Annotated in this window: 18 protein-coding genes and 1 pseudogene; 8 read left to right on the top strand and 11 right to left on the bottom strand. The window is 59.4% G+C overall.

Features of this window, described 5'->3' with window-relative positions:
* Position 1 precedes the first annotated feature (1 nt).
* The 10 genes from ACODSZ_RS14560 to ACODSZ_RS14515 form a co-directional block, all read right to left on the bottom strand.
* On the bottom strand, positions 2 to 952 hold the full coding sequence (locus tag ACODSZ_RS14560; protein ID WP_488927877.1) for a DUF4123 domain-containing protein: 951 nt from the start codon (positions 950 to 952) through the stop codon (positions 2 to 4).
* 11 nt (positions 953 to 963) lie between these two features.
* Positions 964 to 3,861, bottom strand: coding sequence for a type VI secretion system Vgr family protein (locus tag ACODSZ_RS14555; RefSeq protein WP_488927876.1), 2,898 nt, complete (start codon positions 3,859 to 3,861; stop codon positions 964 to 966).
* Positions 3,862 to 3,956: 95 nt separating this feature from the next.
* Entirely contained in the window at positions 3,957 to 6,632 is a 2,676-nt protein-coding gene (tssH, locus tag ACODSZ_RS14550) for a type VI secretion system ATPase TssH (RefSeq protein ID WP_488927875.1), read from the bottom strand.
* A 72-nt stretch (positions 6,633 to 6,704) separates the two neighbouring features.
* Positions 6,705 to 7,793 (bottom strand): type VI secretion system baseplate subunit TssG, encoded by a 1,089-nt coding sequence (tssG, locus tag ACODSZ_RS14545; RefSeq protein ID WP_488927874.1) that lies wholly within the window; start codon positions 7,791 to 7,793, stop codon positions 6,705 to 6,707.
* The gene (tssF, locus tag ACODSZ_RS14540) at positions 7,757 to 9,601 is read right to left on the bottom strand and encodes a type VI secretion system baseplate subunit TssF (protein WP_488927873.1); all 1,845 of its coding nucleotides are present in this window, start codon (positions 9,599 to 9,601) and stop codon (positions 7,757 to 7,759) included. Before tssF ends, tssG begins: the two co-directional genes overlap by 37 nt.
* Complete coding sequence (gene tssE, locus ACODSZ_RS14535; RefSeq protein WP_241822129.1) at positions 9,602 to 10,090, bottom strand: type VI secretion system baseplate subunit TssE; 489 nt, start codon at positions 10,088 to 10,090, stop codon at positions 9,602 to 9,604.
* Between the two features lie 178 nt (positions 10,091 to 10,268).
* Positions 10,269 to 10,760, bottom strand: coding sequence for an Hcp family type VI secretion system effector (locus ACODSZ_RS14530; RefSeq protein ID WP_175345024.1), 492 nt, complete (start codon positions 10,758 to 10,760; stop codon positions 10,269 to 10,271).
* A gap of 35 nt (positions 10,761 to 10,795) precedes the next feature.
* Positions 10,796 to 12,289, bottom strand: coding sequence for a type VI secretion system contractile sheath large subunit (tssC, locus tag ACODSZ_RS14525; RefSeq protein ID WP_488927872.1), 1,494 nt, complete (start codon positions 12,287 to 12,289; stop codon positions 10,796 to 10,798).
* Between the two features lie 11 nt (positions 12,290 to 12,300).
* Positions 12,301 to 12,801 (bottom strand): type VI secretion system contractile sheath small subunit, encoded by a 501-nt coding sequence (tssB, locus tag ACODSZ_RS14520; protein WP_175345025.1) that lies wholly within the window; start codon positions 12,799 to 12,801, stop codon positions 12,301 to 12,303.
* Between the two features lie 88 nt (positions 12,802 to 12,889).
* Entirely contained in the window at positions 12,890 to 13,504 is a 615-nt protein-coding gene (locus ACODSZ_RS14515; RefSeq protein WP_488927871.1) for a tetratricopeptide repeat protein, read from the bottom strand.
* Positions 13,505 to 13,871: 367 nt separating this feature from the next.
* On the opposite strand from ACODSZ_RS14515, the gene tssJ reads away from it, so the two are divergent.
* The 8 genes from tssJ (at position 13,872) to ACODSZ_RS14475 (ending at position 23,505) form a co-directional block, all read left to right on the top strand.
* Positions 13,872 to 14,501: a type VI secretion system lipoprotein TssJ gene (gene tssJ, locus ACODSZ_RS14510; RefSeq protein ID WP_488927870.1), complete on the top strand. Its 630-nt coding sequence runs from the start codon at positions 13,872 to 13,874 to the stop codon at positions 14,499 to 14,501.
* Between the two features lie 61 nt (positions 14,502 to 14,562).
* Positions 14,563 to 15,915 carry a type VI secretion system baseplate subunit TssK gene (gene tssK / locus ACODSZ_RS14505; RefSeq protein ID WP_008332282.1) on the top strand — a complete coding sequence of 451 codons (1,353 nt, stop codon included), beginning with the start codon at positions 14,563 to 14,565 and terminating at the stop codon, positions 15,913 to 15,915.
* Positions 15,912 to 16,691 (top strand): type IVB secretion system protein IcmH/DotU, encoded by a 780-nt coding sequence (gene icmH / locus ACODSZ_RS14500; protein WP_175345026.1) that lies wholly within the window; start codon positions 15,912 to 15,914, stop codon positions 16,689 to 16,691. The genes tssK and icmH overlap by 4 nt, the downstream gene beginning before the upstream one ends.
* A 39-nt stretch (positions 16,692 to 16,730) precedes the next feature.
* Positions 16,731 to 19,610, top strand: a complete 2,880-nt coding sequence (locus ACODSZ_RS14495) for a type VI secretion system Vgr family protein (protein WP_488927869.1) — start codon at positions 16,731 to 16,733, stop codon at positions 19,608 to 19,610.
* A 113-nt stretch (positions 19,611 to 19,723) separates the two neighbouring features.
* Entirely contained in the window at positions 19,724 to 20,647 is a 924-nt protein-coding gene (locus ACODSZ_RS14490; RefSeq protein ID WP_488927868.1) for a DUF2515 family protein, read from the top strand.
* A 132-nt stretch (positions 20,648 to 20,779) separates the two neighbouring features.
* Positions 20,780 to 21,547, top strand: coding sequence for a hypothetical protein (locus ACODSZ_RS14485; RefSeq protein WP_488927867.1), 768 nt, complete (start codon positions 20,780 to 20,782; stop codon positions 21,545 to 21,547).
* A 65-nt stretch (positions 21,548 to 21,612) separates the two neighbouring features.
* On the top strand, positions 21,613 to 22,527 hold the full coding sequence (locus tag ACODSZ_RS14480) for a hypothetical protein (RefSeq protein WP_488927866.1): 915 nt from the start codon (positions 21,613 to 21,615) through the stop codon (positions 22,525 to 22,527).
* A 384-nt stretch (positions 22,528 to 22,911) separates the two neighbouring features.
* Complete coding sequence (locus tag ACODSZ_RS14475; protein WP_241822124.1) at positions 22,912 to 23,505, top strand: hypothetical protein; 594 nt, start codon at positions 22,912 to 22,914, stop codon at positions 23,503 to 23,505.
* A gap of 118 nt (positions 23,506 to 23,623) precedes the next feature.
* On the opposite strand, the pseudogene ACODSZ_RS14470 reads toward ACODSZ_RS14475, so the two are convergent.
* Positions 23,624 to 23,860, bottom strand: a pseudogene (locus ACODSZ_RS14470) (OsmC domain/YcaO domain-containing protein); the annotation flags it as partial.
* Positions 23,861 to 24,129: the final 269 nt, after the last annotated feature.

The raw sequence follows: 24,129 nt of genomic DNA, 5'->3' as shown, positions 1-24,129 counted from the left end.
CTCAAGTCTCGTGATGCAAATGGATAAACAGGCGGTCGGCGCTATCGCCAATAACCTCTTCGAGCACGCCGCCATAGTATTGGCCAGTGCGCGTCCTTTCCCATACTGGAGAGAGCAAGGCATTCAAATGAAAATTCGTGCCGACTTCCAAGGCGTGCCTGGCAAACAAGGCGCGATCCTGCGCGTCCACAATGCCGTACTCGGTCGCTTGCCGAAGACAATCCAGCACGTTGTATTGCCAACCTGACTGCTGCGACAGGCGGCCACGCCATGCCTCATCCTGCCCGCACAGGGCAAGCCAGGCAGCGTGGACGACGGCATAATCCTCTACCTCGTTCCATTGTTTTGCGGTCAATGTCAGGGATGTATGCTGTTGCTGTTGCTGCGGCTCGGTATCGTCGAGGCCCTGCTCCAGTAGTTCCCCGTTACGGCCAATCGACAGGATGTGGGTCGCCGGCCCCAACAAAGTGGTGCGCTGCAGTCTCTCGAGCGCAGGCCACAGCCATTCGCGCACCCCGGGGTCATGGAAGCGCAGCAGCTTGGCTTGGCCGTTACGGTGGTGGATGTGGCAGGTACGAGCCCAGTAAGCCGCCAGGTCCCTGGCTGAGCATGAGGCTGCCACCCAGCCGCATACCGGCTGGCCGTTCATTTTCTGCAAGCTGTCCAGTGTCCAAGCATTGGCTGCCAACTCCACTGTGCGAGCCAGTACATCACCATCCTGGAATCGGGACAGATCCAGCTCCAGCAAGTAAGGTGCGTAACGCAAGTCAAAGTGTGGATGCATGATGGGCACGCATACTTTTCTGGCCGCCACCAATTCATCGGTCTCGAAGGGATCGCCTTGGGCCGGGTTGATCCAGGCAAGGCAAGGTTCTTCCTGGAAACGGGAATGCAATGCGCGGACATACGAATCCCAGAGCGGCATTGCGGTCATTGTCACGTTATCTTCCATTGAATCCTGCCCTATAGATTTTGGGCACCGGCCATCGCCGCACTGGCGTCCTGGCTGGCCTGGGAACAGCCCTTGATGTCGCCGCTGGACATGGTCAAGGAAGATGTACTACTGGCCGGCCCCGTCAACTCCTTTGCACTCGCCTTGAACTCCATCGCCCCCGGCCCATGCACCTCGATATTGCCGCCCTCCAGTTTCAGCCACGCACCCTGCGCACTGAACTGCACATGCTGCTTTCCCGTGATCTGCACATCCTGCCCCACGCTGGCCACCGTCACCTGCTTCGCCGCCGTCATGAGCGTCTTGCCAGCCTGGCTCTGCACGATGACCTTGCCCGACGCCGCATGCAGCGCCATGCCAGCATCCTGAACCGGCTTGCTGGCATCACTGGCCTTGCCATAGGTGAAGAGGCTGATGCCCGATTTGGCCAGATGATGCAGATTGCCTTGCGCAATCTGGTTGATGTCCTTGCCGGCCGTGACGCTGCTGGTCACACCCGCAGCCAGGATAGCGCTGGCCGGAGTGGCCGCAGCGATACCGGCCGGACTGGAGAGCTGCAACTGCGGTGCGCTGAAAGCCGTCGCGGCACTTGAGCCTGCTTCACCGCCATCGTCACCACCACTGCTGCCTGCCGAAGCCGTGGCACTCGCCTTGAGCACCTCGACGGACTCCGCCAAGGACTCCACGGCGGGCAATTTTCCCGCTTCGGTCTCGCCCTCGAATTTGGCATTGTGTTTTTGCGCAGTCTCCGCCAGTTGCTTCTGCTTCTCGACACTGTCGGACAGCTGCGAGAGCGCCCCCCGTACATCCAGCTGCGCCCCCGAACCCTTCTCCGTAGAGAGCAACAATCCCTGCCCTCCACGTACGGCTACACTGTAGCGAGTCTTCAGCTCGAAGCCCTGACCGGTGGTGGCCAGCCGCTGATTGTGGGTCTGCTGGCGCAGCAAGCCCAGGTTCAGTTCGCTGGCCCCGTCATGGCTATCCGCGTGCTGTTGCAGCGAGGCGCGCGACTGGCCGGGGGTGTCGTCAAACACCAATTGGTTGTACGCGCCACCTCCACTCTGGCTGGTACCCAATGCCTGGGTCTTGATACCGGAGAGCACCGCCGCATGCTGATGTCCTTCGGCGTCACCTGGGAACCATGCGGGTGCATTGCCGGTGGCTGCTCCCGCACCCTGCCCGGCCTGGTTGCCCTGGGCATTGTCCTGGCCACGGCCGTTGTACAAGGTACCGATGACCACCGGGCGGTCGATGTCACCTTCGATAAAGTCGATCAGCACTTCCTGCCCCACACGCGGTACTGCCTGACCGCCCCAATTGGCACCCGCCGTGGGAGCAATGCCCGCCAGCACGCGTACCCAGGTGCCGGATTGTTCATTGGCAGGCGCGCCGACGTGACCATCCGGCGCCGGCGAGCTCAGGCCGCTATGGCTACGTTCGCCGCGCTGCCAGTGGAATTGCACGCGGACGCGATTGTCGCGATCAGTATGCACCGCTTGCCCCTGGGCCCCGACGACCACTGCCGTCTGCTGGCCGCTGGCCACCGGCTTGGGGTGCAGGAAATTGCCGTCGGCATCGGTTACCAAGGGGCGATACGGCACCTTGCTGCGGATCGCCTCGAAACGGTTGCGGTAGACCGGCCGAGCTTCCCCGCGAGCAGGCTGCAAGGCCGCATCCAGCAGGGAACTCGTGACTGCGTCCTGGTCGAGCGTGGCTTCGCCCAGCAAGCGCATGGCCTCTGCCTTGAGATCGGCGTTCAGGTTGTTGTGCGCCTGATGGACCACACGCAGGAGCACGAAGTGATCCTCCGCGCCGCCAACATGGTCGTAATGACCGGCGAGCGTGAACGTTGTCGCAGGGCTCAGGCTGCGCACGGTGCCCGTGCCTGTGAAGACTTCATTGCGCGCTTCGATGGCCTGTAGCTGGTTGCGTGCCTGGCGCTCAGCCTGCGCGCGATTCTCGTTGGCGTAGACGCCGGGCGCATCGCGCAGGGTCAGTAACAGCCCGCCCGGCGTTTCGCCCTGGCTGCCGTTGGCGTGGTCGCCGCCACTGCTCGTGCTGCTGGCCTCCCTGACTGCGGCCTGGCGATAATCCCAGGTGAGGATTTCAACTGCATTGCTCTGCCAGCGGCGCACGCTGCGCCAGCGATCGATGCTGTCCTGCGGCATCACCGCGCCCGGCTGGCTGAAGGCGATCCGCTCGCGCGCATTGGGCTTGAAGCTGCCGTTGTGGTCGGCAATCACCACGGTATGTGTGCCCAGGCTGGCGCTACTGGCATCGCCCTTGTGCTCGATGGTGTAGAACAGGCCTTCCTCGGCCAGCAGCCGGTTGACGAACGCCAAGTCGGTTTCCTGGTACTGCGTCGCCAGACTGCGCTTGGCATAGACCGAGGCATCCTGCAAGTCCAGTCGCCAGGCCGGTTGCAGCCTGCCTTGGCCCTGATAGTCGCGAAAGACGGAGTCAATGATCTCCGGCACCGTCATGTCCTGGAATACCGCACTGTCGCGGCGATGCCGCAGGAAGGCCAGCCAGGGTTCGATGGTGAGCACGTATCGGGCCATGCCGCCGTTGGCGCCCTCCATCCGGCAATCGGTGACATGGCCATGGAAGGCGCGCGGTGCGCCATCGGTGTCCAGTTCGACAAGCACCGCCTGCCCCAGCAGCTTGCGCAGGGAAATGCCGGCGTTCAGGCTGAGGCAAGACAACTGCAGGCGATAACCGGCAATGGCCCGGTCAACCTCGGGGATGTCATTTCCGTCGTGGAAGGCACTGATTTCTTCGACGGCCTGCAGCTTCTCGGCCATCAGCGTATCTGCGCCCAGGTCCGCACCCGCTGGCAGGTGCAGCCGCATCACACGCGCGGATTGATTCCACGCACCGGCCAGGGCGGCAATAGCTGAGGCGTTCATGACCGCCCCGCGTCTGGTCGGATTGCGTCACCGGCGGAACCTGCGGCATGAAGGAATGGAGATGAACACGGCATGGTCTTGGTCACTTCGCGAGCTTACTGGATGGTGTACTTGAAATCGCCCTTCTTGCTGGCCGATACCTTGATGCGGGCGATGCCCTGGCCTTCGGCCATGCGCGCCAGCACGCTTTCGGCGATCTCCGGCAACAGGCTGCCGTTGAGGATGTTGTCCACATTGCGAGCGCCGGAGTCGACCTCGGTACAGCGTGCCAGTACGGCCTCGACCAGGGCCTTGTCGTAGCTGAACTCGGCCTTGTGGTTCTCGGCGATCCGCTTGGCAATGCGGGCCAGCTTGAGCTTGATGATCTCTACCAGCACCTCGTCGGCGATCGGGTAATAGGGAATCACCTTGAGGCGTCCCAGGAAAGCGGGCTTGAAGGCCTTTACCAGTTGTGGACGGATCAGCGCGTCGAGTTCATCGGGTGTCGGCAATTCTTCAGCCGCCTTGTTCAGGCAAGCCTGCATCATCTGGGAGGAGGCGACATTGCTGGTGAGGATGATGATGGTGTTCTTGAAGTCAATCTCGCGCCCTTCGCCATCATCCATCACGCCCTTGTCGAAGACCTGGAAGAACAGCTCCAGTACATCCGGGTGAGCCTTCTCGACCTCGTCGAGCAAGACCACGCTATACGGATTGCGCCGCACCGCCTCGGTCAGCACGCCCCCTTCACCATAGCCGACATAGCCCGGCGGCGAGCCCTTGAGGCCGGAGACAGTGTGGGCCTCCTGGTACTCGCTCATGTTGATGGTGATGAGCTTGCGCTCGCCACCGTAGAGCACGTCGGCCAGGGCCAGCGCCGTCTCGGTCTTGCCGACACCGGACGGCCCCACGAACAGGAACACCCCCTTGGGCTTGCCGGGATCATCCAGGTTGGCCCGCGAGGTGCGCACGCGCTGCGCCACGGCGGAAGTTGCCTGCGGCTGCCCCAGCACGCGTTCGCGCAGCAGGGCATCCAGGCCCAGCACGGTCTTGATCTCGTCCTTGACCATCTTGCCCAGCGGGATGCCGGTCCAGCCGGCCACGATCTCGGCGACCACATGGCCATCCACCTGGACCGGGACCATCGGCGTTTCGCCCTGATGCTGCTTCAACTCTTCCAGCAACTGCTTCAGTTCGGCACGTGCAGCGTCGGCCTCGCCGGCGGCACTGCCTTCCTTGTTGGCATCTTCGAGTGCGGCGCGCACCTGCTGGATGCTTTCATTCAAGCCGCGCTCGTGCTCCCAGCGTGTTTGTAGTTCGCCCTGTTCAGCCAGGGCACTGGCGTGCTGCACCTGCAGGTCGACCAGTCGCTCCTGGTGTTCCGAGCCGCTGGCAGTTTCGCGCTGGAGCGCGGCAATCTCCGCATCCAGCCGCTCAAGCCGCCGCGTGACGCCCTCCAGCAGGGCGGGCGTGGCGTTCTGTCCCAACGCCACTTTGGCACAAGCCGTATCCAGCACGCTGATGGCCTTGTCCGGCAGCTGGCGGCCGCTGATGTAGCGGTGCGAGAGCCGGACAGCCTCGGTGATGGCTTCGTCATAGACGCGTACGCCAAAATGCTTTTCCATGAGCGGTGCCATGGCGCGCAGCATGGCGCACGCCACTTCCTCAGTCGGTTCCTCGACCTTGATCACCTGGAATCGCCGGGCCAGCGCAGCATCTTTCTCGAAATACTTCTTGTATTCACTCCATGTGGTAGCGGCGATGGTACGCAACTCGCCACGCGCCAGGGCGGGCTTGAGCAGATTGGCGGCATCGTTCTGTCCGGCCTGGCCACCGGCACCGATCATGGTGTGCGCCTCATCGATGAAGAGGATGATGGGGTGCGGACTTTTCTTGACTTCGTCGATCACGTTCTTGAGGCGACTCTCGAACTCGCCCTTGACGCTGGCGCCGGCCTGTAGCAAGCCCATGTCCAGCGTATGAATCTCCACGCCCTGCAAGGGTTGCGGCACATCCCCCTGGACAATGCGCAGGGCCAGGCCCTCGACCACGGCAGTCTTGCCGACGCCGGCCTCGCCGGTCAGGATGGGATTGTTCTGGCGACGGCGTAGCAGGATATCGACGGCCTGGCGGATTTCCGCATCGCGCCCGATGACCGGATCGATCTTGCCGTCGCGGGCGCGTTGGGTCAACTGGGTGGTGTACTGGTCCAGCGCCGGCGTTTTGCTGGCGCCGCGCTGCTTGAGTTCTCCCACGGGGTCGCCGCCAGTCATCTCGTCATCGCCAACCTCACCACCGGTGTCTGCCGTCGCCGGCGCCTCCACCGATCCTTCGGTGAGCCTGTGCAAATCATGCTTGAGTTCATCGACCTTGAATCTGGCAAAGAGCTTGGAGCCGCGATAGGCCAGTTGCGACAACTCGCTCTGGGTCAGCAACGCCAGCAGCAGATGGCCACTGCGGATGGCGGAATTGCCGCCGTCCAGCGAAGCGATCAGCCAGCCATGCTCGAACAGCGTCTGCAGATGGGGAGACAGCACAGGTGTGCGCGTGTTGCCATTCTTGAAGGTGCCGATCTCGCGTTCCAGATCGGCTTGCAGGCTGTCGACGCTGATGCCGCTGTGACGTGCAAGAAGGCTGAAGTCGGATTGCGGCTGTTCCAGCAGGGCCAGGAACAGGTGTTCCAGATCCACTTCATACTGGCCGCGCGACATGCACAGCGTGGCCGCACGCTCGGTGGCCAGGCGCGCGGTGTCGTTGAGCTTGCTGATTAGGGATTTGAGGTTGATGCCCATGCTGCGTTTCCTTCCTGCTGGTAGTGGCGACGGTCGTGGCGGCCGTCTCGGTTTTTGTGGTTTTTCTTCACATCACTGAACTGCAATTTCGTAACGGATATCGGCACGGTCCCGTGTTTCGGGCACGGTAGCGATGAAGGTGTCCCAGCCCAGGCGTCCTCCTTCACTTGTGCCTGCAAGCGCCATCCCATGGACGTCCTGCGCACGCAGCACCAGCTGCACTTCATATTCCAGGGTAGCTCCGGTGAACATGCCCAACATGCGCGCCAGTGCCAGAGAGGCCTTCTTGCCAGGCAAAAACTGTTCGAAGTCCTTCATCGCCAGCGGGCCGATACGCAGCCGCATGCGCAGGTCGCGCTGCCAGACACGTTCACCAGCCATGGCCGTGCCCAGCGCGGAATTGGTCGAGCCCAACATGGTCTGGTGTTCGCGCGGCACCTTGTACCAGTAGCCGACGAACTGCTCGATCTGCAGCGGTACCGAAAAATATTCGCCCAGTACCTTCTGCATGTAGGGTGCCGAGGCCGGACGGTGGCGGAAGGCACCGGCGAAATGCGCCAGCGACTCGTCACGTACGCCGTTGCCATGACGATCCTGCAGGCGCTCGCGCAAGGAACGGAAACCAAGCCCCGAGAGGGACAACAGCAAAGGCAGGAAGGTGTCACGCCGACCGGCCTCATATTGAAAGGCCAGGCGATACTTGGTCCACGCCTGGTAGAACAAGGCCAGCGACCTGGTGGAGAAGGCATCCAGAAAGGCCCTCGGGCCTTCATCGCGCTGCTCGATCTGATGACGCGCGATGCGCTCGGTGTAATGGGCCGGAAGAGAACCACTGCCGCCCAGAAAGCCCATGAAGGTAGGCGTAAGCCGGACATACTTCATCTGGCCGCTGCGTAGCGCCTGCTCCATGTCGCTGACCGAGACCGATGCCTCCTGGCGCGGTGGGTAGGTGTCGATGCCCTCGATTTCGCTGGCAGGAAATCCTAGTACCGTGCGATTGGCAAAGCGAAGGAAATCGCTGACCGCACGTTCATGCGGAACGCCGTTGCGCTTGAACCAGAGTTCAATCATGCGCACGGCCTGGAAAAACTGGAAGCGGTGAGGAGCGGCAAACAGCCGCTCGATCACGCTAGGTTCAAATCTCCGCTGCGTGGCCTGCATTTGAGCAGTTCCTCCCCGGTTCTTTTGGATATCACGATCAACTGCGAGAAGCTGTTGGCGTGGACGTACAAGCCCATGAAGCGATCGATCACGCTGGCGAAGGCGTGCAGTCCGCTGCCCACAAAGCCCTCCTCGTCAACGGTCAATCTGACCTCGATGCCCCGCACCAGGCTGGCGAAGGGATTACCCGGCAACCACGCCGTAGTAGCCTTGTGCTCGATGGCGGCGATAGCACTGATCTGGCGTTGAGAAATGGGTGAATTGGATTGGTCGTAGAGCGTCAGCATCTCCTGGAAGGCTTCCAGCCCGCCGCGCATGAGGGACAGATGGTTCAGCGAAAGATGCGAGATCAAACGCCATTGCGCCCCGCGCCCTCGCTCGAAGCGCGAAGGCAGGGTCGGCTTGCGCAACAGAGCGGCCGTGCGGGTGACGCCACCACCCTCCATGCTGAGGTCGCCACCGGGCAGCCCGTAGGTGAGCAGCGCCGGAAGATCGCGGTTGGTGCAGGTCAGGTCAATGCTCAGGGTATCGGTTTCGACCTTGGCCGGATTGAAATCGATATCGACGATGGAGATTTCGGTTTCATAGCCCGGACTCTTCAGGGCGACCAGTTCATCGCGACGCATTGCCCAGTAATGGCCATCCGTTTCGGGGGCCTGTCCATGGCGCAGCGAATAGAAGGGACGGAACTGCGTGACTGACTCCCCCTGGGGCGTCTGCCGCACCAGCTGTACCGAATCGATCGAATAGACTTCGTATCCGAAGGCGCGCCGCCCGTCAGGGAGTACCGGATAGGTGGCACCCGCGTGCGTGAGGCGGATCGGATCACCGCGCTGACTGAACAAGTTGATGACCGGTGTGCAGCCCAAGAGCAGATTGGCCGCACTGACACCACCGAGCTGCCGGGCGATGTGCGAATCGGCACGCAGGCCGGACAGGCCCAGGTGCAAGGTGAAGCTTTTGGCCCCCGCAGGCAGGATGGCGAGGATGGCCGACAGATCGATATCGAAGAAATTGAATTTCTCCGGGAAGGCAAAATACTCCGTCAGCAAGCGATAGGCTGGATGCGACTGCGAGGGGAAATCGATCAGTGCATCCTCTTCGGCAAACCCGACCTCGGCCAGAGGCAGCTTGCGCAGGGCAGTCCAACGGCCACTGCGCGGCAATTCGACCCAGGCCGCCGTGCTGCGGATGAAGAGACTGTCACGCAGGGCCGCGCAGAATGAAGCCTCGCCATCGATGAAGACCCGCAGTGAAGCAAGACCCAGCTTGGCCAGGGCCAGCGACTCCGCCGTCGTCTCGATGGTGATGGACAGCGATGAGCTCACCGAAGTCGGCAATACCACGGCCTCGGGCGCATCGATGATGGGAGAGAAGACTGCCTGCGACAGACGGATCGGAGCGACCGGAATATCGTAGACCGTCTGGAAGCGGCAGACCACGCCCTTGACGGGGCGGGTGGCCAGCGACGTGCCACGCGGGATCACGGAGGCATTGGTCAGCTGCGCGGCCGACGCCGCGTAATCCATGTGCGCGATCGAGCAGGAGGGAAAAGGACGCAGGTAATGCGGATAGAGGACCTCGAACAAGGCCTCGGTGAATTCGGGATAGTCATCATCGAGCCGCTTGGACACGCGCGCATTGAGCAACGCATAGGACTGGATCATGCGCTCGATGTGCGGATCCTCGCATATCTCGCCGGCCATCAGCAGGCTGCCCGCGATCTTGGGATAGCGCTCGGAGAACTCGCGGGAATAGCGCCGCAGGAAGCTCAGCTCGCGCTCGTAATAAGGTAGCAGCTCTTGCACTTAAACTCCTATGCGGGTCGTTCGCGACTTGCTGATGGAATATTGCAGGGTCGACGGCTGCAGTACGGCATCGAAATTGACAGTCTCGCGCGCAGCGTTGACCACCAGCAAGGCGCTGATGGCAAAGTTGAGACGGTTGATCGAACCCTCCTGGATTTCCAGCGTGGCTTTCACATTGCGCAGCCGCGGCTCGTGCCGAGAGATCGCTTCTTCCAGGGAGTGACAGATCGCGGTACGGTCATCGAGACTGGCCAGACTCATCCCGGCGAAATCATTGAGGCCGTAGGCGATGATGGAGTTGCTGCACTCCGGATATTGCTGGAGCAATTCCTCAGGCACCACCGAGCGCGTGTTGAGCATCGCCTCCAGGTCCCGTGCCACCACATCCTTGAGCTCTTCTATCGACAGACGGCTGACGACAGGACTGACGGCGGAACGGGGTCCGTCATTCATCAGCTTGTCAAACAGGCTGGGCGCGAAGCCTTTCATCTGCGTTTCCCCCGTCTGGTGATCGGATGATCGAATGGTTATTGCTTGGATCGCACGACATTGAAGTCGGCATAACAGGCGTTGAAAGCGGAAGTCCGCCGGAAGACCGGCGGACGTCATACGCTTCATGAATGGCTGTTCTTTTGTCGACAGCTCATCCGTTCAGTGCAAGGTAGCCTCAGATGACCTTGTTGGTCGAAAGATCCCAACCGCCAGAGGTGTTACCGGCGGTACCGCCATCCTTCTTCTGCTGGGTGTACTTCCACTTGACGGTGGAATACTTCAGGCCGACCTTTTCGTTCAAGATCTCGCCCGACTCGATGGTCGGCTTGACGCTGCTGATCATGACGTTGGTCAGTTCGATCTCGAAGTAGCGGACGCGCTCGCCCTTGCCATCGGCGCGCATGAATTCGAACTTGGCCTTCGGAATGGTCTTGCCCGAGGAGGAGTTTTGCAGCAGCAGGGGCGAGGCCAGGTCGGCCACCTTGGTGAACACGATGTCCTTGTGCTCGCAGCGCTCGGCGGTGTGACCACCACCGGTCGATGCGGTTGCCGACTTCGGCTGCAGGACTTCCCAGTCAACGGTCTTGCACTCGATCCAATCCTTGTGCAGGTCATCAGTGGATTCACCCTTGATGCCGTCGATTTGCAGATAGACGTCAATTGCCATAACTTATCCTGTAAACATGAGGGAGGAAAAAATAGTTAGGATTTACCTGCCTGCGGCAGCTCCGCAACCAGCCGGAGCGACACCGACAGTTCATCCAACTGAAAATGCGGACGCAAGAACGACACGGCGCGATAAACGCCTGGCCGTCCCGGCACTTCCGACACCTGTACCGAAGCTTCGCGCAGCGGGAATTGCGCTTTTGCTTCCTGCGTGGCGTTGTCGTCCAGCAGCACGTATTGCGCGATCCAGCGATTGGGGAAGTCTTCGACGTTCGAAGCGGCAGCAAAGCTGCCGATCTTGTCCCGCATCATCGACTTCATGTAGTGAGCGATGCGCGAGACGGCAAAGATGTATTGCAACTGCGAGGACAGGACCGCATTGGCATTGGCGGCGTCCGTGTTGTACTTCTTGGGTTTCTGGGCAGACTGTGCGCCGAAGAAGGCGGCATAGTCGGTATTCTTGCAGTGGACCAGGGAAATGAAGCCCAGATCCGACAGCTCCTTCTCGCGGCGATCGGTGATGGCAATCTCGGTGGGGCACTTGAGGGCAACTTCGCCTTCATCCGTCTTGAAGGTGTGGGTGGGCAGGTCCTCGACCAGACCGCCGCCCTCCACACCACGGATAGCCGCGCACCAGCCGAAGTCCTCGAAGGCCTTGGTGAGCTTGCTGCCAAAGGCATAGGCGGCGTTGCACCACAGGTATCTGGAATGATCGGTGCCATCGACATCCTCGACGAAGTTGAAGCCTTCGACCGTCGTCCCGTCTTTGGGATTGAAGGGCAGACGACCCAGGAAGCGCGGCAGGGTCAGGCCGACATAACGTGAATCTTCGGATTCACGGAATGACTTCCACTTGGCGTATTCAACCGTATCGAAGACCTTGGACAGGTCACGCGGCTTGCCCAGGTCGGAGAAGCTCTCCAGGCCGAACAGCTCGGGCGAGGCCGCCGTGATGAAGGGCGCATGGGAGGCTGCGGCGATACGCGACATCTGCTCGATGAAGTACATATCTTCAGGCTGGCGCGTGATCTCGAAATCGCCCAGCAAGGCACCGAAAGGCGCGCCACCGAAGGTACCGAATTCTTCTTCATATACCTTCTTGAACATGGCACTCTGGTCGAATTCCAGTGCCGAGTTGAAGTCCTTGACCAGTTCCTTCTTGGTGGCGTTGAGGATCTTGATCTTCTGGTTCTCGCCAACGGTGGTGTTGCGGACCAGGTAGTTCAAGCCGGTCCAGCTGCCTTCCAGCTTCTGGAACTCGGGCGCGTGCATGATCGCACTGACCTGGCTGGAGATCAGATGATCCAGTTCCGCGATGCGCGCATCCAGGGTGGCCGACAGGTTTTCCGAGACGACTACCGTGCCTTCCATGACCTGGCTGACCAGTTCGGAAATCAGATCCTTGGCACGATCATGTTCGGAAGAGGACTTGGCGACCTTGCTTTGTTCGACGATGTCATCCAGAAGAGTGCTGCCGACAGCAGCGGGCGCGGCACTTGCGGCAGCTTCGGTATTGGCTTGAGCGGACATGGGGATCTCTTTTACTTGTTGGTTTGCTTGCTGAGTTCGGCCAGCTTCTCGGTGCTGTTGAGCACGTCGCTGAGAATGTCTTCCAGCTTGTCGTTGCCGGCGATCTTGTTACGCAGATCTGCCAGCTTGGTGCGCGCTTCCAGCAGCTTGCGCAGGGGCTCGACCTGCTGCACCACGGACTCGGGCCGAAAATCTTCCATCGAACGGAACTTCAGTTCCACCGCGAATTCCCCCCCCTTTTCGGAGAGCTCGTTGGGCACGCGATAGACGGCGCGCGGTTCGATACCCTTCATGACTTCATCGAAATTATCGGGATCGATATTGATGAATTTCCGATCCTTCAGACGCGGCTGCGGCACCTCCGAGTTCCCGCCGAAATCGCCGACCACGCCGGTCACGAAGGCCAGTTCCTTCTTTTCGATGGCGTCACCGATCTCGACGTCATAGGTCATCTGCACGCGCGGGGGACGCACTTTCTGCAGTTTCTTCTGGATGCTTTCTCTTTTGGCCATGTTTGCTCCGCTGCTGTTTGAGTGACTCGCCCCATCGCCTGAGGCGGCTTGAAAAGCGGGAACACGCAAGGCGTCCCGCCGGCTCGCCTTACTTCAGATTGCCAAATGGATTGGGGCCGCTGCCGCCACCATTGCCTGCATCGGTATCAGCTGAGGGTGCGACCGCCTTGCGCACGACCTTGCCGCGCGCACGAGATGCAGCGACAGGCTTGCTCGGTGGCGGCACCAAGGTGTTTTCGCCCAGGCTTTCACGCAGGATCTTGGTCAGGTCCTGGGCTTCGGTCTTGACCGAGCCGTTCAGCGCATTCTGCGAGCGCAGATCCGCCAGCGACTTCGTCGCCAGACGCAGGCCGGACACAGTCACGATGCTGTTGGCGACCTTGTCGGACGGGTCGCGCTTGAGTGCTTCCTGGGCATTGACGATCGCATCGCTGTAATCGCCGGCGTCGAAGCGGATCTGGGCAATGCGCACCCAGGGAGTCTTGTCGGCAGGGAAGCGGCTGGCCACTATCTTCAGCACTGACACGGCTTCATCGGTCTTGCCTTCGGCCTGCGCGGTGTTGGCCTGGGCCACCCCGTTTTCCAGCGTGTTCTTGGCGTCGTCCTCCGGATTGGGCTTGCTCTGAATATTGGCACAACCGGCCAACATCACCGCCAGCAGTGCCGGAACGATCACACCAGCCTTCAATTTGCTCGCACGCATTGGAATTCACTCCTTATATTTTTGACATTAAGAAAACCTTGCGCGAAATCGCACAAGCAAATTAGTCGGGACCGAAAAATTCCGGAGATTCCTGATTTTTAGGCTGCAAATGAGATGCGACGGCAGTTTTCCGGCGAAATTGATGCTCTTGGAAACCGCACTTTTCAACTACGCCACGTTCTAATTACGACTATCAGGTTGTTGCCCGACTTAATAGTTTTGAGTAATTTGAACTTAAGCTCGTCCAAATGTATCGCATAGACCTTCACGGGAAAATGCAGTTCCACAATCTGTAAAGACTTCCTAAAATTTTTTCGGCACGCGAGAATTCGCGCATGAGAAATCCAATAGAACGAACGGGGCAGAGTTGAAAAAACGATTGATTAATCACTTGGCAACGGGAGTTGCCATCTTTTCCCTATCCGGCTGTGCCGCCGTGGGTGCAGCATCCGGGGTCGCCCAGGCCGCCAAGTCCACGCTGGAGGCGCTGGGACTGAAGAAACCCGACACGCCGGAAGTCCCCGATTCCATGAAGCAGCCGCGCACGGTGCCCATCAAGCTGCACGCATCCAAGGCTCTCAACGTCGATTCGCAGCAGCGTCCTCTGGCCCTGGTCGTAAAAATTTATAAGCTCAAGCAGAACATTAGTTTCCAACAGGCGTCATACGACACGTTACTGAGCGCACAGAAAGAAAAGGAAGCCTTGGGAGCTGACCTCCTGGAGGTCAAGGAAGTGACGCTGGTCCCGGGCCAGCGCTATGAGATTTCCGAGAAGGTCAGTTATGAAGCCGGCTATATCGGCGTGGCAGCGCTGTTCGTCAACCCGGCGCCGCAGCGCTGGCGTGCCGTCTTCAAGGCTGATGAGGCCGAGAAGAACGGTATCACCGTAGGCTTGCAGTCCTGCTCGCTGACCGTAGGTGCTGGTGCCGTGGCCATCGATACGCAGGGCAAGCCGCTGGAAAAGAATCTGATGCTGGCACCAGTTCAGTGTCAGTGAAATTCAAACAACAATTCGCAGGACATCGCGACATGACAATCATCACGACGGGGCAATCCAAGTGAATCACTCCAACAAAGTCCTCTGGGGCGAAGGTCTTTTCCTCCGGCCGCAACACTTCCAGCGGCAGGATCATTATCACGAAACGCGCCTGCACCAGACTGCGCTGGCGCTCAATCCCTATTGCTGGGGCATCTGTTCGCTTCAGGTCGATCGCGATGCGCTGAGCAACAATACACTGCGCATCCTGGAACTGTCGGCCATCTTCCAGGATGGCGAAATATACAAGGCTCCGGATGGCGATGACCTGCCCGACCCCATCGAACTGACCGAGATTGCGCTATCGCAGCAATCCGTGACCTTCTACGCGGCGCTGCCTGCACTGAAGAGCTTCGGCAGCAATTTCGCCGCCGGTACCGGAAGCGGCAATCATCAGTCCAGCCGCTACATCCAGCACAATATCGAGACGCCCGATCTCTTCACCGATGCCGCCAAGGCCGAAATGAGCTATCTGAAGAAGGCGGTGAGGCTGGTGTCGGAGAACGAACCGCGCGATTCGCTGGTGTGCATCCCTATCGTCCGACTGCGTCGGGCAAGCTCATCAGGATTCGAACTGGATCCTGATTTCGTGGCGCCCAGCCTGTCGGTACATGCAGCACCGCTGCTGTTCCTGCGGCTTCGCCGCCTGCTCGATGCCTTGCAGGCCAAGGTCAGCGCGCTGTACGGGCACCATCGCGAACCCAGCAAGAGCGTGGTGGAATTCCGTTCCGGCGACATCACCTCTTTCTGGCTGCTGCATACGGCCAGCACCGCCTATGCCAGTCTCTCGCACTACCTGAACAATCCCATGCTGCATCCTGAACGGCTCTACGAACAACTGCTCGCCCTGGCAGGGTCGCTGATGACGTTCTCGCGCAGCCTGGCGCTGGCCGACCTGCCGCCCTATGAGCATCGCGATCCCGGACCCGCGTTTGCGCGGCTTGACGGCATCATCCGCGAACTGCTCGACACCGTCATCTCGTCGCGCTATTTCGCCATTGCCCTGCACGAGAACAAGCCGTCTTATCACATGGGCATGCTGGACTCGGGCAAGATCGACGAGAAGACCAGTTTCTACCTGGCCGTCAATGCCGACCTCCCGGCCATCGAGCTGGTCGATGTGGTGCCGCTGCGCTTCAAGATCGGCGCGCCCGAGGACGTCGAGAAATTCGTGCTGGCCGCACTGCCTGGCGTAAAGCTGGTGCACTCGCCGCAGGTGCCGGCGGCGTTGCCCGTACGCCCTGATACCTACTACTTCACGCTGGAGAGCAAGGGCGCCATGTACGAACGCATGCTGCAGGCGCAATCGATCTGCATCTATGTACCCTCCGGCATCCGTGACCTCAAACTCGAACTCCTGGCGGTGACGCAATGAACATGACCTCGGCCCCCTCCCTGCTCGATCAAGATCACCTTCCGCCGACCCAGCTGGCCAGCGCCCCCGTGAATGCGAAGTCGCTACTGGATCTGATGTATGACGGCTTCTATGCGCTCTTCATGCTCAAGAACGGCAGTGCGCCTGTGGATGAAGCATCCTTCTCGGTGAAGATGCAGAAATTCCTGGGTGACGTAGAGCGCAATGCAAAGAAGCTTGACGTCTCTCCGGAAGACGTCTACGCCGCCAAATATGCGTTCTGTGCCTCGGTCGATGAGATCATCCTGCGTTCCAGCTTCGGCATCCGCGATGCGTGGGAACGTCGCCCGTTGCAGCTGACCATGTTCGGCGATCAGCTGGCAGGTGAAAATTTCTTCAAGCAGCTGGAAGACCTGCGGGTACGTGGCAACGCGCACATCCAGGCGCTGGAAGTGTTTCATATGTGCCTGCTGCTGGGCTTCCAGGGAAAGTACGCACTCGAAGGACCGGAAAAACTGAATTATCTGACCGCGCGGCTGGGTGACGAAATCGCTCATCTCAAGGGCAAGAGCGCGGGATTCGCGCCGCACTGGTCGCGGCCGGATGCCATCGTCAACAAGCTGCGCAATGACGTGCCGTTGTGGGTGGTGGCCTCGCTGTTTGCCTTTATCGGCATGTTTGCCTACCTGGGCCTGAACTGGATGCTCACCAGCGGCACCGAGAACGGACTGGCCGGCTATGCCGATATCGTCAAGCTGGCACCACGTACTGCCAACCTGACCATTACGCTGCCCTGAGCGTGATCTCTCCCCTGACTGTCATGGAAGACCACTCGGATGAATCTGCCTTTTTCCGATACTCTCAACAGTGTCATCAACCAGCTTTTCGGCCCCGGCCTGTCGCAACACGCGCGCCTGATCACTCTGAGCAGCGCCCAGACCGCAAACCTCCCTGAATCCTTGGTGGTGGAGCGCTTCCACGGCCAGGAGAGCGTCAATGACGACTTCAGGTTCGACATTGATGCGCTGTCCGTCTCCACCGATCTCGACCTCAAGCAATTCATCGGCAGCGAGCTGACGCTGCGCCTGCTGCAGGTCGATGGCAGCCGACGCGCCTGGCACGGCTACTGCACCCAGGCTTCCTGGCTGGGTGCTGATGGCGGTCTGGCACGCTACCGGTTGCGGCTGGAATCCTTCCTCGCCTTCCTCGACCGGCGCCGCGACAGCTTCCTGTTCCAGGACATGAGCGTCACCGACATCGCCAGCGCGGTCCTGAAGGAGTATCCGCAAGCCAATTTCTCGCTGGATGTCACGCAGACGCTTGCCAGGCGCGAGATCTGCACGCAATACCGCGAGAGCGATTACGCCTTCCTGCGCCGCATCCTGGCCAGCGAAGGCCTCAACTTCCGTTTCGAACATCAGCAGGATGGTGACGATGGCCAAGCCTCCGGCCAGCAACAGGCACGGCACAAACTGATCATCTTCGACCGTAACGCCAAGGCCCCGGACCTGCCGGGTGGCGATGCGCGCATTCGCTTTCACCGTGTCGCAGCCACCGAGTCCAGTGATGCCATCACCGACTTCAGCGCCGTGCGCAGCGTGCGTTCCAACGCGGTGGCCCTGGCCAGCTGGCATCCTGAGAAGATTTCTTCAGCTTCGGCCGAAGAGAGCTCCAGCCTGGATGCTGGCGAGCTCCCTGCCCTGCCGGTCTACGACGGCAGCGGCCAGCAGGACTTTGCCGACCAGAAGGCGGCATCGGACCATGCCTTGTTGATGCTGCAGGCCATGGAACTGCAGAACAAGTGCTTCGAAGGCGCAGGCGCGGTGCGCCAGCTCTGTGCCGGTGTTCAGTTCGCCCTGATCCAGCATGAGCGCTATCCGGAGGGAGAGAACCGCTTCAGGCTGCTTTCGGTCAGCCATAGTGCGCGCAACAATTTCGACAACAATATCGCCCATGTCCTTGATGAGGTATTGCCCGCTTCGCTCGGGCAAGGCTTGGTCAGCTCACCCTCTCCGGGCACCAGCTCAGACGACGATCTCAAAGCCGGCACCTACCGCAACAGCTTCGTGGCCGTGCGCGATGTGGTTCCTGTCGTGCCGACCGCGATCACGGAGCGTCTCAAGCCAACTGCACGCGGCACGCAGACCGCATTGGTCACCGGCCTGCCGGACGCCGCCGTCACTACGGACCGCAATCATCGCATCAAGGTGCAGTTCCATTGGCAACGCGGCCAGGCGCCGAACCCGGGCGGCCTGCGCGAGACCGGCAACCTCGATGACAAAGACGGCAACGCGCCCGGCAACGACGCCTCCGGCACCTGGGTACGCGTGGCCGAAGCCCAGTCCGGCCCCAACTGGGGCAGCCAGTTCACGCCGCGCATTGGCAGTGAAGTGCTGATCGATTTCATCGAGGGCGATATCGACCGGCCTGTCGTGGTCGCGCAGCTCTACAACGGCAGCGATGTACCGCCTTTCCCGGCTGGTGCCGATTCCGGAGCCAACCATGCCGGCACGATCTCGGGCTGGCACAGCACGGCGCATGATGGCAGTGGATTCAATCAATGGGTGGTGGACGATACGCAGTCGCAACTGCGCATGCGGCTGGCCTCCAGCCAGGCCAGGTCCCAGCTCAATCTCGGCCACCTGATCGAACAGGCCGACACAGGCGCCCAGCGCGGCAGCTATCGCGGTCAGGGTTTTGAATTGCGTAGTGATGCCTGGGGCGTGGTGCGCGGTGCGGAGGGCTTGCTGATTTCCTCGACGGCGCGCCCTGCTGCCGGGGCCAGCGTAACCAGCACGCAGATGGATGCCCAGGAGGCCGTCGCCCAACTGAAGGGGGCGCAGCAACTAGCCCAGACCATGGGGGATGCCGCCACGCAGCAGCAGGCGCTGCATAGTGCGGATGCCTTGCAGGCCAAGAGGGATTTCATCTCCATCATTGACCCTGCGGATCAAGGCAAGCATCCGGGCAGCGTCAATGGCCAGGACGCCTTCAAGAGCAAAGAGGGTTCCCGCGAGAGCGACACCGCGCAACCGGTCGAGAAGTTCGCCAAGGCGGCGGTGCTGATGGAATCTCCGGCCAACATCAACTGGGCCAGCGCTGCCTCCACGGTGCTTTATGCCGGCGAGAACCTGCACTGGACCAGCCAGGGCGATACCCACTGGACGGCTACCGACACTGCCAGCCTGGCCGCTGGCAAGGCGGCTACCCTGTTTGCGCATGACGGAGGCATCCAGGCTTATGCGGGCAATGGACCGGTCTCGTTGCAGGCGCATACCGATGCGCTGGAGATCCTGGCCGACAAGGACGTGAGCGTGATCAGCGTCAGTGAGGGCATCGAGATCAAGGCGCGCCAGAAGATCGTGCTGCAGGCAGGACAGGCTTCGGTGACGCTGGAGGGCGGGAATATTACGTTTGCCTGTCCGGGGACGTTTTCGGTGAAGGGGGGGACGCATGCGTTTCCGGGTGGGATGAGCGTTTCGCCGGATCTGATGGCACTGCCAGACACCAAGTACAAGCTCTTTGACGAGGCCTTCGTGGTGAAGGATCCGAATGGTAATCCACTTTCCAATGTTCCTTACCGGATCAAGAGTTCAGCCGGTGATCAGCTGGCGGCCACCACCAAGGACGGCATGAGCGAGCGGGTCAGTACGGAGGCCAGCGAAAACGTGGAATTTGCCATGGAATGGTTCAAGGTCGTGCCGACCAAAACCTGAACAGATAAACCAAGGTGCAAAGGGGATGCTCGATGGGAGCCGCAGATAAAGTCCAGTCACAGACAAATACGACTGGGAACTCGAAGAAGGAACTCAAGTGCGACTGCAATCTGATGTGGTCGATGATCCAGGAGATGAGCACGAAGCGCCTTTGCAAACTACACGGGCGTAATGAAGGTTCCATCATTCCGGTCTACAGTGACCGCGCTCGCAGGATCGCAGCCACCTATGCGCGCTTCTATCTGGAGAAGGAAGATTATGGAGATCCGGCCAAAAAGGGCCGCTTCTACTGGATGGCCCTGGGTGCGTTTGCCAGCAAGACGGTCGCTTGTTCTCTGGACGACATCCGCGTCGCAACGATTGATACCGTCTTCAAAGGGCTGGCAAAAGGAAATCTCTGGCTCTTCTATGACATCAGTGGCTGGCATTGGTATTACACGAGATTCGGCACGAGCTTCGATCTGTGCATTAGCCAACGGGATGCTTCCGCCTATATCACTGCGGTCAAGGAACAGGTCACGAACTATCCATGGAAGGACGAGGCCCTCTCCAAGATCAATAACATGCGGACCTTTGACAAGATTCAGGCCGGTTTTGCCTTGGTCAAGCAGATTGAAGAAGAATCAGATCGCGTCGAGCGCCGCAAGCTGCAGTGGGATCACTTGATCAAGATTGCCGAGCATGAGCAATATGTCATCCTCCAGCCATTGATTTATGCTGACAAGGATTTCTCTGATTGGGTCGCAGTCCAACGCTGGCGCCTTGTCAACCTCGTATCGCCTGAACTGCGCCTGGCATTCACCAGCGCGTGCGACAGCAAACAGCCATTGAAGAAGTCAGTTGCGCCCAAGGGCACTATCCTAGAAGACTACAAGAGCCGCATGGACTGGATCACGCAAGCAGCCGGTCGTTTCCATCAACTGATGGGTCAAGAGCGCGCGTATATGGAACAGGAGCTCAGTACCATGGCGGGATGGGTCCATATGGACGAGTCGCTGGAACTCGAAAACCGCCCCATGATGCTGCCTCCGATCTGACATCAATTCCACGCCATGTTGAAACATATTCACCTCCCGATCCGGACACGCGTCCGGATCGCACTTTTGCCGCTGCTCCTGCTTGCTGGGCTAAGCGCCTGCCCCCCCCACGACTCTTCAGAAAAACCCAAGATGAGCCAACTTGTTCATATTTCGATCAACGAACCCGTCGATACGCTTAATAAAGCCAACCCCGGGCTTTTCACAGCGAGCGAACACCCGAGCGGCCTGCAATTCGTCACGGCCAAATGGGAATCTGGCAACCCAGGTACTGTCACCTTAGACCATGGTCCGCGATCGTTTTCAATGCCGTCCGTGCTCAGCGTCACGGGAACCGCCTCCACCAGGTTTGCTGCAGAGCATATTTCGCAGTGGTCCGTGAATGGTGGGGTCAGCGATGCAGAAACGATTTCCCATGACGACGCGCGCAAACAATTTACCGCATTGCTGCATGCACTAAGCGCAGCAGGTTGGTCGAAGGTAATCCCGATCAGCCGCCCGCGACTCAAAGGTGAACAAGCGCTGGCCTACGCGCTGAAGAACCCCGGCTATCCGCTCGACCCTTCGTATGACCTGTCGCTGGCGCAATGGATGACGCTGCCTGACGGCACTCCCTGGCTCTTTTACGCCGATCACGTGTTCCTCGAAATCAAACTGTACCGAGATCCCAACCGGCTCGATCCGCACAAGAGGGGAGCCTACTTCGTCACCTCTTCATTGACGGCGCAGGACGCCTATCTGCGCGGCTATGTAGATGATGAAAAACTCGACAACTGGAAGATGGAATTCAGGAAGGAACTGCCTGCCTTGAAGCAGGCCCGGGAAAAGAAGGAGGCGCAACTGAAGAATGACAACGTCACCATCGATCAGGCTTATCAGGATCCGGCGGTCTTCCAATAACGTCCCGTACGAATTGCTGGCATGGTGATCTCTGACCGCTGACGATCAAGCTGAGGAAATTCCCCGTGCACTCATCTTTTTACTCCCTTGAATACCAGCGGACTCGTGTGCGCTCCGCGTTCAAATCCGCAATAGGCAGAATGGTGATTTTCGTTTTGGCGACCGCAATGCTAGGCGGCTGCGGCAATAGCAGCGGAGCCGAGCACCACGCAATGAACGAGCGCATTCATATCCAACTCGGCCAGTCCGGCGACGATATCCTTGAGAACTATCCCGGACTATTTTCAATGAGCAATCATCCCTCAGGTGCGAAGTTCCATGCGGCCAGATGGACCAAGGACGCGCGCGGCACAGTTGAAATTGGGCCATCGGAGACACTGTTTGTCATTCACCATGCGTTGAGCGCAACAGGGAACTACTCGCCTTCATTTGCCAACGAAAACATCATCGAATGGAACATCAATGCTGGCCTGGCGGAAAGCAGTCCGATCATGCACGACGCTGCAAGGAAGCAATTTCAATCCATTCGTGCAAATCTGCGCAAGGGCTCCCGGCATCGCTATATCGATCCGGATGCCCCCCGGCTGTCGGGTGAAAACGCGCTACGCTATGCAGAGTCCACGCCCTCCGTTTATGGATTGGATACGGACTACGAGCCAACCTTGGACGAATGGATGCATCTTCCCGGCCGCACGCTTTGGAAACTCTGGAGCAAGGAGGGCTACCTGACGATTGCTTTGTCCCGCGATCTTTCTCTAAACGACGTCAACCAGCCGGGTGCCTACTTCATTGAATTCAACCTCCGGAGTGAAAAAGAGCAATTCCACCAACTGGTGGGCGCTGACAAGCGGACGGTTTGGCAGCAAGCATTGCGCGCTGAAATAAAACTGCTGAAAGAAAAGCGCCAGCAGGCCGAAAGCACCTTACGCAAACAGGGAGTCAACATTGACGAAGCCTATCAAGATCCGCCGGGCTTCTGATAATTGTCCACCCCACCCAAAGCGAGATGAGGACTCATGTACCCAAGCTGGGCAAGACCAAATAGACAATGAGACCGCACTGCAGCTTCACTTTATATTGCTCATGCCAGTGAAAGCATTCCGGCTATTCCGAATTGGCGCGATGAGTTCCATGTTCTGGATCATCGCGCTCCGGACCGCCTGTTCTCCCGACAAATCAGAGAAGTCGATCAATATGCTCCATCAGATCGAAATCAGCGCCAACCAATCCGGCAAAGAACTTCTCGCACGCTACCCAAATCAGATAGTTCTGATCATCAGGCCCCCAACGTCAACTTTTATTCAATGGACTGGCCTCGTGATGCCTCGGGTGCCGTGGAGATACGCAACGGCACACGCGCATTCATGCTCAATGATGTTCTTGGAATTTCTGGTAACGAGGATCCCCACTTCCCGGACGAAAATATCATTGAATGGAACATCTACGCTGGCTTGGGCGCTGAAGAGCATATCCCGCACGATGAGGCAAGGCAGAGAATGATGCGCATCCTGAACAACATAAGAGCCGCTGGCCGGCGTCACTACATAGAGCGCTCACTGCCGCGGCTGAATGGGGCGCAAGCCTTGCACTTTGCCATCACCTCACCGGTGCACTTGCTGGATCCCGCCTACGTGCCTGACCTGGATGAATGGATGAGTCTTCCCGCTGATGCGACATGGTGCCTCCAGCTTGAACATGCTTACCTGACCTTGACCCTGACCCGCGACATGGAACGACTTGACAGAAACAAGCCAGGCGCTTACTTCCTCAAGTTATCCCTGGTTGGCAGCAAGGAAGAGGCACGTCAGATAGTTGGGCCTGCAAAGCGATCAGATTGGCAAAACGCACTCTCTTCGGAATTGCCGCTATTGAAGCAAGACCGGGATCAGGCTGAAGAGACGTTGCGACGACGCGGCGTTGTCATCGATAGCGCTTACCAGGACCCATCCATTCCTTGAAAGCCTGCTTCAGGCGAAAGTTGAGAGAATGGATGCAGCTGCCGGGGCTCTGCACCAAAAAAAACGGCCTGATCGCAGATCAGGCCGAGTGGTCATCCGCGCAGCAAGGACAACTGCATCAAGCCGCTGAAGCAGAATCCGCCTGCGCAAACCGGGCACGCGCCTTGTGCGGCTTGCGATAACTATCCTGCAAGTGCTGATGGCGATCCAGCCCTTCGAGCTTCATGCTGGTCGGCGTCAAGCCAAAGAAGCGTACGCTGTCGTTCACCGATCCGATGGACGCATCCATGCGCGCGTCGCCGAACATGCGGCAGAAGTTGGTCCCATAGTCCGATAGTTCCAGCTCCTCATCCAGGTCAAGCTGATGCGGGAGACCGTACCTCCGCCGTCGTTGCTCAGTAAGGGAAAATATCAAGAATATCCGGGACCGGTTTCTTCTGAAATGAAGTTAGATGTTGATAAGAAATTTCAAAAGGATGGCCACCGATTTCCTCACGCAATATTGAATCGTTCAACACTTTGATAGCAGATGGAATAAAAGATCCTGCTCGACTCTACAGAATCCTGTCTCCAAATAGCCGAGCAATGAGTGATTGCTGGATTACCGAAGATGTCTTTAAACAA

The organism is Herbaspirillum sp. FG34, from assembly GCF_057809315.1.
This window is presented reverse-complemented; position numbering and strand designations above follow the sequence as displayed.